This window comes from Pseudomonas sp. Soil_N_39 (assembly GCF_057655955.1).
The window spans coordinates 58,972-75,185 of sequence record NZ_JBDGLI010000026.1 but is presented as its reverse complement, the minus strand read 5'-3'; the positions used below and the strand labels follow the sequence as shown (position 1 = coordinate 75,185).

The 16,214-nt window shown below is 61.9% G+C and carries 13 protein-coding genes and 1 tRNA gene; 2 read left to right on the top strand and 12 right to left on the bottom strand.

What is annotated here, in order from left to right; genetic code table 11:
* Positions 1-21: 21 nt before the first annotated feature.
* Together AC3A5O_RS26965 and AC3A5O_RS26960 are read left to right on the top strand one after the other, a co-directional pair.
* A complete protein-coding gene (locus tag AC3A5O_RS26965; protein ID WP_305468689.1) occupies positions 22-1,800 on the top strand; it encodes an acyl-CoA dehydrogenase C-terminal domain-containing protein in 1,779 nt (592 codons plus the stop codon).
* A 346-nt stretch (positions 1,801-2,146) separates the two neighbouring features.
* Positions 2,147-2,305, top strand: coding sequence for a YqaE/Pmp3 family membrane protein (locus AC3A5O_RS26960; protein WP_038436734.1), 159 nt, complete (start codon positions 2,147-2,149; stop codon positions 2,303-2,305).
* A gap of 127 nt (positions 2,306-2,432) precedes the next feature.
* Here the strand turns inward: AC3A5O_RS26960 and AC3A5O_RS26955 are convergent, their stop codons facing one another.
* From AC3A5O_RS26955 to AC3A5O_RS26900, 12 genes are all read right to left on the bottom strand, one after another.
* Positions 2,433-4,262 (bottom strand): alpha/beta hydrolase family protein, encoded by a 1,830-nt coding sequence (locus tag AC3A5O_RS26955; protein WP_487753945.1) that lies wholly within the window; start codon positions 4,260-4,262, stop codon positions 2,433-2,435.
* Positions 4,228-5,397, bottom strand: coding sequence for a pyrroloquinoline quinone biosynthesis protein PqqE (gene pqqE, locus AC3A5O_RS26950; RefSeq protein WP_487753944.1), 1,170 nt, complete (start codon positions 5,395-5,397; stop codon positions 4,228-4,230). Before pqqE ends, AC3A5O_RS26955 begins: the two co-directional genes overlap by 35 nt.
* Positions 5,369-5,644 (bottom strand): pyrroloquinoline quinone biosynthesis peptide chaperone PqqD, encoded by a 276-nt coding sequence (gene pqqD / locus AC3A5O_RS26945; protein ID WP_122566667.1) that lies wholly within the window; start codon positions 5,642-5,644, stop codon positions 5,369-5,371. The genes pqqE and pqqD overlap by 29 nt, the downstream gene beginning before the upstream one ends.
* The gene (gene pqqC / locus AC3A5O_RS26940; protein ID WP_305468686.1) at positions 5,641-6,393 is read right to left on the bottom strand and encodes a pyrroloquinoline-quinone synthase PqqC; all 753 of its coding nucleotides are present in this window, start codon (positions 6,391-6,393) and stop codon (positions 5,641-5,643) included. The genes pqqD and pqqC overlap by 4 nt, the downstream gene beginning before the upstream one ends.
* A gap of 212 nt (positions 6,394-6,605) precedes the next feature.
* Positions 6,606-7,517: a pyrroloquinoline quinone biosynthesis protein PqqB gene (gene pqqB, locus AC3A5O_RS26935; protein WP_122566669.1), complete on the bottom strand. Its 912-nt coding sequence runs from the start codon at positions 7,515-7,517 to the stop codon at positions 6,606-6,608.
* 81 nt (positions 7,518-7,598) lie between these two features.
* Complete coding sequence (gene pqqA, locus AC3A5O_RS26930; RefSeq protein ID WP_003177660.1) at positions 7,599-7,673, bottom strand: pyrroloquinoline quinone precursor peptide PqqA; 75 nt, start codon at positions 7,671-7,673, stop codon at positions 7,599-7,601.
* 170 nt (positions 7,674-7,843) lie between these two features.
* Positions 7,844-10,276 (bottom strand): pyrroloquinoline quinone biosynthesis protein PqqF, encoded by a 2,433-nt coding sequence (pqqF, locus tag AC3A5O_RS26925; protein ID WP_487753943.1) that lies wholly within the window; start codon positions 10,274-10,276, stop codon positions 7,844-7,846.
* Positions 10,277-10,338: 62 nt separating this feature from the next.
* Complete coding sequence (locus AC3A5O_RS26920) at positions 10,339-11,133, bottom strand: carbon-nitrogen hydrolase family protein (protein ID WP_122566671.1); 795 nt, start codon at positions 11,131-11,133, stop codon at positions 10,339-10,341.
* Between the two features lie 12 nt (positions 11,134-11,145).
* Positions 11,146-12,828: a flavin monoamine oxidase family protein gene (locus AC3A5O_RS26915; RefSeq protein WP_122566672.1), complete on the bottom strand. Its 1,683-nt coding sequence runs from the start codon at positions 12,826-12,828 to the stop codon at positions 11,146-11,148.
* Between the two features lie 273 nt (positions 12,829-13,101).
* The gene (locus tag AC3A5O_RS26910) at positions 13,102-13,563 is read right to left on the bottom strand and encodes an Lrp/AsnC family transcriptional regulator (protein ID WP_018607342.1); all 462 of its coding nucleotides are present in this window, start codon (positions 13,561-13,563) and stop codon (positions 13,102-13,104) included.
* A gap of 36 nt (positions 13,564-13,599) precedes the next feature.
* Complete coding sequence (locus AC3A5O_RS26905; protein WP_436278751.1) at positions 13,600-16,050, bottom strand: hypothetical protein; 2,451 nt, start codon at positions 16,048-16,050, stop codon at positions 13,600-13,602.
* Positions 16,051-16,122: 72 nt separating this feature from the next.
* Positions 16,123-16,199: transfer RNA gene (locus AC3A5O_RS26900), tRNA-Ile, on the bottom strand.
* Positions 16,200-16,214 lie beyond the last annotated feature (15 nt).

Genomic DNA, 16,214 nt, shown 5'->3' with positions numbered 1-16,214 from the left:
TTAGATCCTGCGAGGTTTGCCATGGCTGACTACAAAGCGCCCCTGCGCGATATGCGCTTCGTCCTCAATGAAGTGTTCGAGGTCACGAAACTCTGGGCCCAATTGCCGGTGTTGGCCGACACTGTGGATGCTGAAACGGTCGAAGCGATCCTCGAAGAAGCCGGCAAGGTCACCAGCAAAAGCATCGCTCCCCTCAGCCGTGCCGCTGACGAAGAAGGCTGCCATTGGGCCGACGGCGCCGTCACCACGCCGGCCGGTTTCCCACAGGCCTACAAGACTTATGCTGAAGGCGGTTGGGTCGGTGTCGGCGGTGATCCAGTGTACGGCGGCATGGGCATGCCCAAGGCCGTTTCGGCCCAGGTCGAGGAAATGGTCAACTCCGCCAGCCTGTCCTTCGGCCTGTACCCGATGCTGACCGCTGGCGCTTGCCTGTCGATCAATGCCCATGCCAGCGAAGAGCTGAAGGCGGCGTACCTGCCGAACATGTACGCCGGCGTCTGGGCCGGTTCCATGTGCCTGACCGAGCCCCACGCCGGTACGGACCTTGGGATCATCCGCACCAAGGCCGAGCCCCAGGCCGACGGTTCCTACAAGGTCAGTGGCACGAAGATTTTCATCACCGGTGGCGAGCACGACCTCACCGAGAACATCATTCACCTGGTGCTGGCAAAGCTGCCAGACGCGCCGGCAGGGCCCAAAGGGATCTCGCTGTTCCTGGTCCCCAAGTTCATGGTCAATGCCGACGGCAGCCTGGGCGCGCGCAACGCGGCCAACTGCGGGTCGATCGAACACAAGATGGGCATCCAGGCGTCCGCCACCTGCGTGATGAACTTCGATGAAGCCGTGGGTTACCTGGTGGGCGAGCCGAACAAAGGCCTGGCGGCGATGTTCACCATGATGAACTACGAGCGTCTGGGGGTTGGTATCCAGGGCCTGGCCTCTGGCGAGCGTTCCTACCAGAACGCCGTCGAATATGCCCGTGACCGCCTGCAAAGCCGTTCGCCCACTGGTGCGCAGAACAAGGACAAGGTCGCTGACCCGATCATCGTCCACCCCGACGTGCGCCGGATGCTGCTGACCATGAAGGCCTCGAACGAGGGTGGCCGGGCCTTTTCCACCTACGTGGCGATGCAACTGGACACCGCCAAGTTCAGCGAAGACCCGGTCACCCGCAAACGCGCCGAAGACTTGGTGGCGTTGCTGACCCCAGTGGCCAAGGCTTTTCTGACCGACCTGGGCCTGGAAACCACCGTCCATGGCCAACAGGTGTTCGGCGGCCATGGTTACATTCGTGAATGGGGCCAGGAGCAACTGGTGCGTGACGTGCGCATCACCCAGATCTACGAAGGCACCAACGGTATCCAGGCGCTGGACCTGGTAGGGCGCAAGATCGTCGGCAGCGGCGGCGCGTTCTACCGGTTGTTCGCCGATGAAATCCGCCATTTCACTGCCACCGCGAGCAGCGACCTGGAGGAATTCGTCAAGCCGTTGAACAGCGCGGTCGACACGCTGGACGAATTGACCGACTGGCTGCTGGACCGGGCGAAGAACAACCCGAATGAAATCGGCGCGGCGTCGGTGGAGTACCTCCAGGCGTTCGGCTACACCGCGTACGCCTACATGTGGGCGCTGATGGCCCGGGCGGCCTTGGGCAAGGAAAGCCAGGATGATTTCTACGCAAGCAAACTGGGTACGGCGCGGTTCTATTTTGCCCGCCTGCTGCCGCGTATTCATTCCTTGAGCGCATCGGTCAAGGCGGGCAGCGAGTCGCTGTTCCTGCTGGAAGCCAGCCAGTTCTGAAATGATGACGATGTGTAAGCATTTGCTTACACATCGTGCTGGCGTTTTCCCTCTATCGGCAGATTGGATCCAGGGCTAATCTAGCTTCCAAGGACGTAGCGCAGGACGCGCAAAGGCAACAACACGGACACGTAGGATTCTGCCAGGACGGCGGAGTGAAATGGATGTCAGGGAAACAGTCTGCAAAGCCCCGCTTCGGCGGGGTTTTCTTTTGTCTGCGTTTTTTTTTCGTGAGTGGATTTGGCCGTTCGGCCGCCAGCCTGATTGTTTTTCACTGAACCCTGACGAGCGGTCGTGGGTCAATGAGCTATATGGCAACGTAGCCATCGCCAATCAGGAGTCATCCATGGATATCATTCGAATCATCATCGCCATTCTGCTGCCGCCGTTGGGGGTATTCCTGCAAGTCGGTTTCGGCGGGGCGTTCTGGCTGAATATCCTGCTGACGCTGTTGGGTTACATCCCGGGCATCGTGCATGCGGTGTATATCATCGCCAAGCGCTGAATTCATCGGTCATGAAATCCTCCTGTGGGAGCGAGCTTGCTCGCGATAGCAATAGTCCAGTCAACATGTCCATAGACTGACACACCGCTATCGCGAGCAAGCTCGCTCCCACAGTTTGCTTGGCTTCCTATAGATCGCCGTCCATCACCTTGCGATAAAACAACCACTCATGCTCCAGCGCATGCGCCTGGTTCGCAGCCTTGCGAAAACCGTGGCGCTCATCCGGATAGTAGTGCGCCTCGACCGCAACGCCGTTGGCCTGTAAGGCACTGACCATGTCGCGGGTTTGCTGCGGTACCACCACGGCGTCCAGCTCACCCTGGAAAAAGATCACCGGCACGCGGATGTTCCCGGCGTGCAGCAGCGGAGTACGGGCGCGGTAGCGTTCAACGTCCTGCTGCGGGTCGCCGATCAGCCAGTCCAGATAATCACCTTCGAACTTGTGCGTGGCCCGGCCGAGGGCGACGGGGTCGCTCACGCCATAGAGGCTGGCGCCGGCCCGGAATACCTCATGGAACGCCAAGGCGCAGAGGGTCGTGTAGCCACCGGCACTGCCACCGCGGATGAACGCATGACGGCCGTCGATCAGGCCTTGTTCATCCAGGTAGGCGACCACCGCGCAGGCATCCTCGACATCCACCACGCCCCAGTTCAAATGCAACGCCTGCCGATAGGCCCGACCATAGCCGCTGCTGCCGCGGTAATTGAGATCGGCAACGGCAAAGCCGCGCTGGGTCCAATACTGGATACGCGGATCGAACAGGGGATAACAGGCTGAGGTGGGGCCGCCATGAATGAACACCACCAAGGGCGGTTTCGAGGGTGCATTCATGGCCGGGTAAAAGAACCCGTGGGCCTCACCTGACCCGGAGGGATAGCGCAGGGTCCGAGGACGGCTGATCTGTTCGTCGGGCAATGGCGCGACGCCGCCGGCCAGCACCGCCACTTCATGACTCTGCCGCTCGATGGCAATGACTGCCGATGGGCGGGTCGGCGAGGCGGCAATGGCGTAGATGAACCGCTCATCCAGCGCCAGACTGCGAAAGCGGCTATAGGTGCCGGTAAAGTCCTCACTGGCCTGGTCATCGCGACACAGGCCCAGACGCCCGAAACCCGCTTCGGTCCAACTCGCCAGGTAGGTGCGTTCATCCAGCGGCAGCCAGGTACAGCCCCCCAGTTGCCAAGGCGCCGGGGCGTGATCGGCTTCGGCGGCGGGCAGTGGTTCCAGGCCTTGAGCCGACTCCCTCCAGGGCTGCCAATAACCACCGCGATCAGTCAGGCAATAAAGGCGACTGGCCGTGTCGAAGCGCGGTTGCTGGATGGACTCTTCTTCACCGTTGCCCGCGACACAGCGCGGCTCTCCCCAGCCCGAAGCATTGCGCTCGGCCAACATCAACCGCGTTGCTGTCCAGGGTTGATGCGGGCGGCTCCACTCAATCCAGGCGAGCCGCTGACCGTCCGGGCTCAGGGTCGGCGAGGCGTAGAAATCGGCGCCTTCGGCCAGCAGATGTCGTTGATGATCCGCCAACCCGATCGACACCAGGCGATGCTGGTTGGCTTGTTCTTCCACCGCCAGTACCTGGCCGTCGGCGAAACCAAGATCCCCGTAGCGGCACTCACCGGAGGTCAGCGCCACGGGGTGTTCGTCGTTCAGGGATTGGTGATACAGCTGCTGGTCGGCCTCATTGACGAACAGCACACCGTCATTGCTCAGGCAGAACGACCCGCCGCCGTATTCATAGACCCGGCTACGCGCGCTGAACCCGTCCGGCGTCAGGCAGCGGGGCATGGCATCTTGCCAATGCCAGAGCCGACAGGCACCGTCCGCGGGGCGGTATTCATTCCAGAACAAGCCCAGGGGCCCGACCTGCAGTTCGGCGAAGTCGGTGCCGGCGGCAACCGCCTGGGCGGCGCTGAAAGGCTCAGCCTTTAGCGATGAGGCGTGAGTTTCGTTCATTGCGAAAGGCCAACTGTTCAATGGTTTGCGTGGCGTGTTCGGCGTCTTCACGCGCCTTGAGAATCACCCCGTGGTGCTCGGATTTGCTGCACACCGGGTCGGCATTACTGGCGTCCCCCGTGAGCATGAACGCCTGGCAGCGACAGCCGCCGAAGTCCTTTTCCTTTTCATCGCAGGAGCGGCACGGTTCGGGCATCCAGTCATAACCGCGGAAACGGTTGAAGCCGAACGAGTCGTACCAGATATGCTGCATGCTGTGGTCGCGCACATTGGGAAACTGCACCGGCAATTGTCGGGCACCGTGACAGGGCAATGCCGTGCCGTCCGGTGTGACGGTGAGGAAAATGCTGCCCCAGCCGTTCATGCAGCCCTTGGGGCGTTCTTCATAGTAGTCCGGCGTGACAAAGATCAACTTGCACGGATTACCTTCAGCTTCCAGCTTGGCACGGTATTCATTGGTGATGCGCTCGGCACGCACCAATTGTTCCCGGGTGGGCAGCAGGCCGACGCGGTTGAGCTGCGCCCAGCCGTAGAACTGGCAGGTGGCGAGTTCGACGAAGTCGGCTTCCAGGGCGATGCACAACTCGATGATGCGGTCGATCTTGTCGATGTTGTGCCGATGGGTCACGAAGTTCAGCACCATCGGATAGCCGTGGGCCTTCACCGCCCGGGCCATTTCCAGTTTCTGCGCGAAGGCTTTCTTCGAGCCGGCCAAGAGGTTGTTCACCTGCTCGTCGCTGGCCTGGAAACTGATCTGGATATGGTCCAGGCCGGCCTTTTTGAAGTCGCTGATTTTCTGTTCGGTCAAGCCGATGCCGGAGGTGATCAGGTTGGTATAGAAACCCAGCCTGCTCGCCTCGGCGATCAACTCGGCCAGGTCCTGGCGCACCAACGGCTCGCCACCGGAAAAACCCAACTGCGCGGCGCCCATCTCACGAGCCTCGCGAAAGACCTTGAACCACTGTTCGGTGCTCAGTTCCTTGCCCTGCTCGGCGAAGTCCAGGGGGTTGGAGCAGTATGGGCATTGCAATGGGCAGCGATAGGTCAGTTCGGCCAGCAGCCACAGCGGCAGGCCGACTTCCGGCTTGGGCGGCAGGCCGGTAGTGTCAGGCAAGTTCGATCCAGTGCTGTGCACGGGCGACCTCCATGAATTGCTCGATGTCATCACCGAGTTCAGGCACGTCGGGAAACTGCTTGGCCAACGCGTCGATGATCGCCGCGACATCCCGCTCACCGTCGATCAGGCCACCGATCAGTGCAGCGCTGTCGTTCAACTTGATCATGCCTTCAGGATAGAGCAGCACGTGGCCTTTCTGGGCCGGTTCGTACTGGAAGCGATAGCCGGGGCGCCAGCGCGGGGTTTGGCTGCGGTCGAAACTCATAAGGTAATTCCTTTGTGCCAAACCCGTTGGTCGGTCACGGTGTGATAGGGCGGGCGGTTCAATTCGTAGGCCATGGTCATGGCGTCGAGCATGCTCCAGAGGATGTCCAGCTTGAACTGAAGAATCTCCAACATGCGTTCCTGCCCTGCGCGGGTGGTGTAGTGCTGCAAGGTGATCGCCAAGCCATGCTCCACGTCACGCCGGGCCTGGCCCAGGCGGGTGCGGAAGTATTCATAGCCGGCCGGGTCGATCCATGGGTAATGCTGGGGCCAACTATCCAGGCGCGACTGGTGGATTTGCGGGGCGAACAGTTCGGTCAGCGAGCTGCTGGCGGCTTCCTGCCAGCAGGCCCGGCGGGCGAAGTTGACGTAGGCATCCACCGCAAAACGAACCCCCGGCAGCACCAACTCCTGGGAACGCAGTTGGTCGGGGTCCAGGCCCACCGCTTGGCCCAGCCGTAGCCAGGCTTCGATGCCACCGTCTTCGCCGGGTGCGCCGTCATGGTCGAGCAGGCGCTGGATCCACTCGCGACGGATTTCCCGGTCCGGGCAGTTGGCCAGGATCGCGGCGTCCTTGAGCGGGATGTTCACTTGATAGTAGAAACGATTCGCGACCCAGCCCTGGATCTGCTCGCGAGTGGCACGGCCTTCATACATCGCCACGTGGTAGGGGTGATGGATGTGGTAATACGCGCCTTTGGCACGCAGGGCCGCTTCGAACTCGGCGGGGGACAGGGGGGTGTCAGTCATTTCGGTCTCCAGGGAATGCCTGTGGGTTCTGTGGCGTCAGGGTTGGCCTCATCGCGAGCAAGCTCGCTCCCACACGGGTTTTGCTGTGAATCAGGTAGCCAGTACGACTCGGACTACTGTGGGAGCGAGCTTGCTCGCGATAGCGTCCGGTCAGCCAGCATCAATGGCGGCTGAGATCCCACAACCCCGCTCCCACAATCGTCCCGCCTTTCCTACAACTCAATACTCATTCCGTCGTAAGACACTTCAATCTTTCGGCGTACAAGTTCAGCCCGCTCGGGTGAGTCTTCGTCGAGGATCGGGTTGGTGTTGTTGATATGAATAAGGATCTTGCGCGGCAAGGGCAGTTGCTCCAGCACTTCGATCATTCCGCCGGGACCGTTCTGTGCCAGATGACCCATTTCCCGACCGGTGCGCGTGCCGACGCCACGGCGCTGCATTTCATCGTCGTCCCACATCGTGCCGTCCACCAACAGGCAATCGCTGTCGGCCATGATCTCCAGCAACGCCCCGTCAACCTGGCCCAGGCCCGGGGCGTAGAACAGCTTGCCGCCCGTGCGCAGGTCTTCGATGATCAGGCCAATGTTGTCGCCCGGGTGCGGATCGAAGCGGTGCGGTGAATAGGGCGGTGCGGCGCTGCGCAATGGCAACGGGGTGAACCGCAGGTTCGGGCAGGCCGGGATGATGAAACTCTGGTCGAGCTCGATGCGGTTCCAGCTCAACCCGCCGTTCCAGTGGGTCAGCATGTTGAACAGCGGGAAACCGGTACTCAGGTCTTCATGGACCATGTCGGTGCACCAGACTTGGTGGGGGCAACCCTCACGCAGGCTGAGCAGGCCGGTGGTGTGGTCGATCTGGCTGTCCATCAGGATGATCGCGCCAATTCCGGTGTCGCGCAGGGCTCGGCCAGGCTGCATTGGGGCAAAGCCCTGGAGCTGGGCACGAATGTCCGGGGAGGCGTTGCACAGCACCCAGTTCACGCCGTCATCGGACAGGGCGATGGACGACTGGGTACGCGCCTGGGCCCGCAGGCTGCCGTTGCGAAAACCTGCGCAGTTGGCGCAGTTGCAGTTCCACTGGGGGAAACCGCCGCCGGCGGCGGAACCTAGAATCTGGACAAACATGGCTGCTCCATCTGCAAACCGAAATAAAAAACGCCCCGGCTGACCGAGGCGTAGTGCTGCGTGCTTAACCGCCCGCGGCAATCAGCGGCTGGCGAAGTACATAGTGACTTCGAAACCGATACGCAGGTCGATATATGCGGGTTTGGACCAGGACATGGGAATACTCCTTTGGTTGGGGGACTTTGGTTCGATGGAACGGGTGAGATCTATACATATAGTCCACCTCCGTTCGGAGATGTTCAGATGCTTAGGCGCCTATGTTACTAAATCTGACAAATTCGTTCGCCGCGATTCTCGAAGAAAGCTCATTACAGCGGCTGCAATGATCACTGCGCCCCTTGCCAGTGTTCTGGCGGGCAGGTGCCGTTGCTCAGGCAATGCCATCCCCCTTGCGCATCGATTAAACCCTGGGCGGCAGTCTCGAGCTGGGCGCGATCCAGGCACAGGATGGCAGCGGACAGTTGCTCAAGATAATCCGACGGGCGGCCGACCAGCTTGCCTTGCCAGAGCAGTTCGGCGGCCTGGGCGAAGGGCAGGGCGGTGCTTTGGAGCTGGGCGGCGAGCGCCTGCTGCTGGCCGCTCAGGGAGGAATCATCGAACTGCTGGATCAGCGCCGGTAACCCAGCCAGGAATTGCTCGATGTGGGCGATCAACTGCACCGCCGAGAAGCTGGGCGACTGGACGCCGAACAGCAACCCGGTTTGCCCGTCGACCTGCTTCAAGCCGCTGAACACCGCATAACCCAACTGCAACTCGACGCGCAGGCGCTGGTAGAACGGCGTCTGGCACAGCTGCGCCAGCAACCGCCAGGCGGCTTCGTCTGCCAGCGCCAGGGTGGCCGTCGGGCAAAACAGCAACACGGCCGATTCTTCACCGTGGGTCTGGCGCCTATGCCAGATGCGTTGCCTACGCGACGCCGTCGCAAGGCTGACGTCCACGCCGGCAATACCCGGTACACGGGCCAGCGCTGGGCCAAGCGCCCCTTGGGTGGCGGCCGACAGACCGATGGACAGCCCGTCCCAGCGGGCCGTTGTCCACACGTTCTGGTCGCTGTCGGGCAATGGCAACACTGACGATTGCCGGCAATGATTCGGCAGCGCCTTCAACAGCTGTCGAATCGGCATCGACGGGGGGGCGTCACCGGTCCGGGCCATTGACAGCGGTTGGGCAAGCTTCGCCAGAACGTGTTCAAGCACCAGTGGCACCGGCGTCTGCAAACCGACCAATTTCAACAGCCATTGATGAGCGGACGCTTCGAAACTGACGTCCACGCCGGCCTGGCCTGCATCTTCACGCACATCCTGCAGCTGCCGGTCGAGCCTGGATTGAACGTCGAGCGGTGCCTGGGTCGTCAGTTGCCAGCGCAGGTACACCGCGCCTTCACGACCGTTGTCTGGCAGCGCCTGGCTGAACTGCATGGGCGAGCGTTCCCGCCGGCCCCGGGAGCGATCCTGGGCGAAGGTGCGCAAGCCGCGGTGGGCGCTGGTCTGGCCGCGTATCAGCCCGGCGCGAGGCGCTTCGCTGGGTGTTTGCAGGAACGGATTGGGCGCGGGCAATTGCCAGGGTTCCACGGCGTTCTCGACGGGGTGCAGTTGCCTGAGGATTTCCCTGAGCCGAACGAGGTCATTTGCCAGCAGCGGCGCGTCACGTCCTTCACCGTCCCAGCGGGCCAACTGCAAGGCCGATCCTGTCTCCTGTCGACGCTGCAACAGCGCGGTGAATTCCTGGCGCAACGGTGCCCAGTCATCCTGGGCGGCAAAGAAGCCTAACCAGTCGTGCAGCAACGGCTCGATTTGCACCGCCGCCTGCGCGTTGCCGTGCTTGCATTCGATGTGCAGCAGCGCCTGGTCGGCAAACTCATACAATGCGGTGGCCTTGAGGCTGTCCGCCAGGCCACGCTGACGCAACGTGGCAAGCAGGCCACCCGGTTTGCTGGAGTTCAGCCACGTGCAGAGAAAGTCCAGGGCTTGGGGCGAGGCGGCGGGCAACGCTTCGAAGGCGAACAGCAAATCGAGACAACCTTCGCGGACCTGTTGATAACTTGTCTGGGACGACGCCATCAGCTTAGGCGGCGAGAGTCTGGCAACCACTTCACCGGTCGGTACATGGCTGCCGAACTGTTCCGCCAGCGCTTTCAAGGTCTCGATGCTTTGCGGGCCGGCCAGGCTCAGGATCATCTGGCCGCTTTGGTAGAAACGGCGATAGAAGTCGTGCAATGCCGTTTGGAATTCTGCGTGCTCCACCGCGAGACTGTCGCGATTGCCGGCATGAAAGCCCCGCAGCGGGTGGGACGCTGACACGCCGTCGTACAAGGCAAGCTGTCGCTGGGCGGCTGCATCCTGGGACCAGGCGATGAACTCTGCGTGCAGCACTTCCCGTTCGCGCAATTGATCAGCTTCATCCAGGCGTGGCTGAGCGAGCATGTCCCACAGCCGTTGCAACCCGTCGGCGAAGGTTGCGGGAGGGAGCTCGAAGAAAAAATCCGTGGTGCGTTCACTGGTGCGTGCATTGACCTGACCGCCGTGCCGCTGCACGTAGGCCATCAGGTTTTCCCCGGCGGGAAACCGTTCGGTGCCGAGGAAGAGTAGATGTTCGAGCAAGTGCGCCATGCCCGGCCAAGCCAGAGGTGCATCATGGCTGCCAGCGGCGACGCGCAGTACCGCGGCGCTGCGCTTGAGACCCGGGACATGACGCAAGGTCACCCGCAAGCCGTTGACCAGGGTTTCAGTGTGGGGGCGGAGGGAATCGGGGACCGGCATGGGCGCTTCCAAAACAAGGATGCGCCCATGCTAGCGGATCAGGGCCCTTTCTCAATCCTCAATCAGTGTTTGTGCAGGTCGTCGTAAAGCTCGGGGCGGCGATCATGCAGGTAGTTGTAGGCCGCGCGGGAGTCGTCCAGCAGTTGTCGATCCAGTTCACCGACGATCAAGGCCTCGTCCAGCCCCGCAAGCGCCGGGCGACCGCCGTTCGGTGCGGCGATGCTGCTTTGGCCGCAATACTGCAATTCACCTTCGTGGCCGCAGTAGTTGGCGTACGCCACGAAACACTGGTTCTCGATGGCCCGGGCACGCACGGTGACGTCGGCGATGAATTCGTAGGGCTGCATGTTGGCGGTTGGCACCAGGATCAGCTCGGCACCGGCCAGGGCCAGGCGTCGGGCGTTTTCCGGGAATTCCAGGTCGTAGCAGATCAAGAGGCCGAGTTTCCAGCCGTTGAGCTCGACGATGGGCAGCGCGGCGTCGCCGGCGCTGAACATGGCGTGATCGAGGTCGCCGAACAGGTGGCTCTTGCGGTAGTTGGCCAGGCGCTCGCCCTGGGCGTCGATCAGTTGCACGGCGTTGTAGATCTGCCCATCTTCGCTGCGTTCAGGGTAGCCATAGACAATCGCCAGGCCGGCCGCCTTGGCAATGCGGGCGATCTGTTGCGCCCACTCGCCGTTGTAGACCTCGGCCAGTACATTCACCGCATCGACACCGATGTTGTAGCCGGTCATGAACATCTCCGGCAGCACCAGCACATCGGCGCCCCTGGCTTCCAGCGCCACCTGATGCAGGCGTTGCAGGTTGCCGGCCGGATCCAGTGGCAGCGGTGGGCATTGGTAGAGGGCTACGCGCATCGAAAACTCCTTTTATTCGGGCAGGGCGATCGGACCGATCTCGTGGAACACATCACCTGGACCCGGGTTCTCGGCGTGAGTTTCACCGCCGAAGTGCTTCATGATTCCCCACACGGCATTGAGTGAGGTCTGTACCGCGCCTTCGACCCAGGCGGGTGTCCATGAGACGTCATCGCCGGCGATAAAGATCCCGCGTTGTTCGGCCGGCATGTCGTCCTGCATGAAATGCGCGTACATGCGCTGGTTGTAGCGATAGTGGCCGGGCAGGGCGCCTTTGAATGCACCGAGGAAATGCGGGTCGGCTTCCCAGGACACGGTGATCGGATCACCGATGATCCGGGCGGCGATGTCCACCTTGGGGTAGATCTTCTTCAGGGCATCGAGGGCCAGCTTCACGCGTTTTTCCACCGGATGCGGAAGCATTTTCAGCGCATCGCTCATCCAGGAATACGACAGGCAAATCACCCCTGGCTTGTCGTCGCCGTTATCGAACAGGTAGGTGCCACGAGTGAGACGGTCGGTCAGGGTCATGCTCATCAGGTCGCGACCGGTTTCCGGGTCCTTGTCCTTCCAGAACGGCCGGTCGACCATCACGAAGGTCTTCGACGATTGCATGTAGCGGGTGCGGTCCAGGGCCATCCACATTTTTTGCGAGAACAGCGCTTCTTCACATTCGATCTGGGTGGTCAGCAGCCAGCTCTGGCACGTGACCAGCACAGCGGCGTACTCGCGGGTGTTTTCCCAAACGTCCGTCACGCTGAAACGGCCATCGGCCGCACGGGCAATACGCTTCACGCCGCTGCGTGGGGCGCCCAGGTGCAGCGAGTTCAGGCTGGTCCCTTCGGGCCAGTGCGCACAGCGTTCCGGCACGTGGTTCCAGATGCCGTGGGGCACCTGCTCGACGCCGCCGACCACCAGATGCTGATGGTCGTCGCAGTTGGTCATCACGACGCGGAAGATTTCCAGCATCGAATTGGGGAAATCCGAATCCCAGCCACCCGTGCCGAAACCGACCTGGCCGAACACTTCGCGGTGCTGGAACGAGAGCTTGGCGAACGCCTTGGAGGTGGCGACGAAGTCGTAGAAGGTGCGGTCATCCCACAGCGGCACCAAGGTGTTCCACAGTTCCTTGAGGCGTGGCACGTCGCGGTCGCGGATTGCCTGTTGGATGTCGCCGAAGCGCGAACCATCCTCCAGCGCATCGGCCCAGGCGTCGGCGACTTCCTGGAACAGCGCAGGAAGGTCCGCCAATTTCTGTGCGTAATAGGTCTGGCCTTCCAGATCGATGACCGTGCTGCCGGACGCCGGGGTCAGCGGGTTGGGGAACGGTTTGGTCTCCAGGCCCAGCTTGTCGACGTAGTGGTAGAACGCGGTGGACGACACCGGAAAACGCATACCGCCCAATTCGGCAATCACCCCTTCGGCGCCGTTGAACGCCTGTGAGCGCAGGCGCCCACCCATCTTCGATGCTTCGTAGACCACGGGCTTGAGCCCCAGCTTCATCAGCTCGTACGCCGCCACCAGACCGGCGATCCCGGCACCGACAATCGCCACTTCCGTACCGTGGTTGTGGGCGGGAATACTGCCCAGGCCAGCCGGGTGCTCGATCCAGTCGTCAAAAGCGAAAGGAAAGTCCGGCCCGAAAATGGTGATGGGCTTCTTACCGTCTGCTGGGTGGCGATTGTGCTTGTTCATGGCGGACCTTGCTGGGCGACTCGACGCGGTGTTCGCGTCTGAGTATAGGAAAGATGCCAGCCATTCTAGGGAGGGTGGAACACGTTAATAAGACACAATATGTCGTCGTTTTGAGCGGTTTGCAGTCACTTTGACGTATTGATGAGTCGTAATGACGAAACAGGTTCTCTGTGGGAGCGAGCTTGCTCGCGATAGCGGTCTGTCAGTCATGAAGATGTGGCTGAATCAACGCCATCGCAAGCAAGCTCGCTCCCACAAGGTAAGTCACAGGCCCTAGACCGGCTGGCCCCGATCGATCTTGCTGCTGAGGATGATCGAGGTGGTGGTCTTCTCCACGCCGTCCACGCTGCCGATCTGGTCCAGCAACTGGTCCAGTTGCTCCGGCGAGTCCGTGCGCAACCAGGCGACGTAGTCGAACTCACCGCTGACCGCGCACAGCTGCTGGACCTGGGCCATGGCGCTCAAGCGTCGCAGCACGTCCTTGCCCGAGCGCGGTTGGACCTTGATGCCGACGTAAGCCTGCAAGCCGCCGTCAATCACCCGTTGGCCCAGGCGCACGCCATATCCGGTAATCACCTTGGTCTTTTCCAGGCGCGCCAGCCGCGAGGTCACGGTCGTGCGGGCGATGCCCAGTTGCCGGGCGAGCATAGCGACGCTTTCCCGGGCGTTGATTTGCAGCGCCGCGATCAGTTGCCGGTCGATTTCGTCGAGGACGGGAGGGCGGGTGTCAGTCAAAGGGGGGCTCCGGCGCAGGCATCGATGGCGAGCATGTTACAGGCTCCCGCGCTCGAAATAGCGGATGGCGGGTAACGCCAGTGCTTGCCACGCAAAGGCGAGGTCCGCCTGGGACGACCTGAGCCAGATACCTTCCTGGCAAATCAGTTGTTCAGCGGGCAATTGCAATAGAACGTCCAGCAAGACCGACTGCACCGAGCCTTGATCCTCGCTGCTTTCGGTTTCCCAATCGTGCTCGAAACACCGTATCTGCACGTGTTCTTCGTCGAAGCTTTCGAACTGAGGCCGATTGCCCAACCATTGCGGATGTATCCGCAGCGTATGCGCCTGGACATCGAGGAGCAGCAATTGCCAGCCCCGGTAGCTTCCACACTGTTCTGCCACATCGGTTGCCATACAGGTCAGCGCCAGATAGCGGCTGTTGGGTGACCAGACCATCGAGGGTGCCAGATCAACCAATGCGCAACCCGAGGCCGTTAGCAGGTGCCCGCCGAGACGGGGCGTACCGGCACGTACCCAGCTGTCGGCGTATTCCGTCTCGCTGCCGAACAGCCAGGCGGCATCCTGATCATTCGGTGCAGGTTGGATGAAATCACCCTCGGCGGTGGCCGCTTGCGGGCGATCCACCAGGCGCCAAGGCTCGACGGTGCTGAGCTGTGACGCTGTCGGTTGCAACTGCACCGTGTTGTAGAACAGTCGGGATTGTTCGTTTGGACGAAAAAAGGACGAGTCGCTGCCAACCTCCGGCGCGGCGACGTTGAATCGCTGCATCGGGCTGCTTTCCCTATTGTTATCCAGCCGACCTTGAACGACCGCCAGGCTCAGCCGACCATCGCGAAAATCGAGTATTCGCTCTACCCACATCGCAGGTCCTTCCAGCAAGCGTTGCTCCTGCAAGTCTGCTACCACCGCGTGGGTTGTAACGGTCGTTGAACCGTCGAAGGGTAGCAGCGCCAGGTAGCGCCCACATTCGGAGACCCGATGATCCAGCAACCAGGTTCCAGGCACGGACCAGTCGCCGATCCTGCAGCGATAGCCACCCAGGCCTTCGCGATTGTCACCGAGCCATGTCAGGACAGCGCGCACGTCGCCCTGCAACGGTTGCGTCTCGATGCAGGAATCGCCTCGCCGGCCCTTGCTGTCCAGCGGCATCACAATCGCCATGCGGGTCAGCGTGAACTCACCGACCTGCACGCGCCCCTGGGCGTCATGACCGGTCTGGGTTTCGGTATCGCCATGGATACTGTCCAGGCGATAGCCATAAAGGCCGGATCCTGGGCGCGGATAATCGAGGTACGCGCCGATACGCACATGGTCGGCGTCGAGGCCCAGCAGTTCATGCCAGTAGAAGGACGGTTCCGCGGCGCTCTTTACCCAGGGCGAGGGCAGGGCGCGCCAGCCGGTGTCGAGCCGCCACAACCAATACTGGTCGCCCTTCGTTTGACCGCCTTGCTCTTGGGCCAGGCACACCAGGGCGCGTTGATCGGTGCTCCATATCAGCGGTGCGTCTGCCGCCATCAGCAGATCGGACGGTTGCCCGTTGACGCTGACGGTATAGCGCGGCGAAAGCAGGGGATCCAATGGCTGGGCCAAGTCACGAAAGGTAGAGGGCAATGAGATATTACCCAGCAGGCACTGCTGGCCATCAGTGGAGCGCCGTTCAAAGGTCTGCTCAGGATGCCAGTCGGCTTCAAGCCACAGGTCGGCGACAGGCACCAGAGGGGTGACGCTAGCCGTTTGCAGCAGCTCATCGAGTCGGGTTTCGCGAATGCTGTTATCCACCAGCGGGCTATGGCGTCCGCTCAACCGGTCGAGGTCAAAAGCGTCCAACTCCCAGAGTTCGCTGTCGGCGCAGCGGTACAACAGGCGTTGCTGACGGTCGAGGACCACCAGTCCCCATGCCTGTCGGGACGGCACCGGTGCAGCAAAGTAGCGCCCGTCGCTGGAGAACACTGCCGAGGAACCAATGCCTTGCAGGAGCACACCGTCGGGAAACAGATAGTCGCAATACGTCGGGCCGCCCATGGCGATCTCGCCGTGGTTGAAGACCCGGATCGGTTCGCCTTCAGGGGTCAACAGCGGCTCGTTTCCACCCCAGGCACTCGGCCCTTTGCTGGAAACGGGCGCCAACCCAAGGCGCCGTTCCCAGCGACTGACGCAGGCGAGCCCGACGATGATGCCGAAGATCGCCACCAGGATGCCCCACCACTCGGGCAACGCCCGGCCCAGGCTGAAGCCCAGGCCGAACACGGCGCCGACCGTCAATCGCGCAACGCCTCGGCCCATCTCCAAAAAGCCCAGGCGAGCGGCCAGGCCCATCAGCAGCCCGAGGCACACCACCGCCAGCAAAGCCAAAGGGGGCGGCAGTATGGTGACGAAAAAGGCCGGCACCAGGAGGATGCCGAGTTGCCAGAACAGTTCAAGAAACAGTCGGGGGAGGCTGGTGGTGGCGATGATGGGCGTCTCGGTGAGGGAGGGGGCGTTTATCGTAATGGAGTGAAAGATGCTAGCGGGAGGACGCTGTATACGCAAAAGCCGCGCAATGCGCGGCTTTCAAGATGGTGGGCCCACACGGACTCGAACCGTGGACCAAAGGATTATGAGTCCTCTGCTCTAACCAACTGAGCTATAGGCCCTCAGTAGGTCGCGGA

Bases quoted from the DNA above. Each gene is read 5' to 3' on its own strand.
- AC3A5O_RS26965 (WP_305468689.1), top strand. From the start codon at position 22: ATGGCTGACTACAAAGCGCCCCTGCGCGATATGCGCTTCGTCCTCAAT.
- AC3A5O_RS26960 (WP_038436734.1), top strand. From the start codon at position 2,147: ATGGATATCATTCGAATCATCATCGCCATTCTGCTGCCGCCGTTGGGG.
- AC3A5O_RS26955 (WP_487753945.1), bottom strand. From the start codon at position 4,262: ATGAACGAAACTCACGCCTCATCGCTAAAGGCTGAGCCTTTCAGCGCC.
- pqqD (WP_122566667.1), bottom strand. From the start codon at position 5,644: ATGAGTTTCGACCGCAGCCAAACCCCGCGCTGGCGCCCCGGCTATCGC.
- pqqC (WP_305468686.1), bottom strand. From the start codon at position 6,393: ATGACTGACACCCCCCTGTCCCCCGCCGAGTTCGAAGCGGCCCTGCGT.
- pqqB (WP_122566669.1), bottom strand. From the start codon at position 7,517: ATGTTTGTCCAGATTCTAGGTTCCGCCGCCGGCGGCGGTTTCCCCCAG.
- pqqF (WP_487753943.1), bottom strand. From the start codon at position 10,276: ATGCCGGTCCCCGATTCCCTCCGCCCCCACACTGAAACCCTGGTCAAC.
- AC3A5O_RS26920 (WP_122566671.1), bottom strand. From the start codon at position 11,133: ATGCGCGTAGCCCTCTACCAATGCCCACCGCTGCCACTGGATCCGGCC.
- AC3A5O_RS26915 (WP_122566672.1), bottom strand. From the start codon at position 12,828: ATGAACAAGCACAATCGCCACCCAGCAGACGGTAAGAAGCCCATCACC.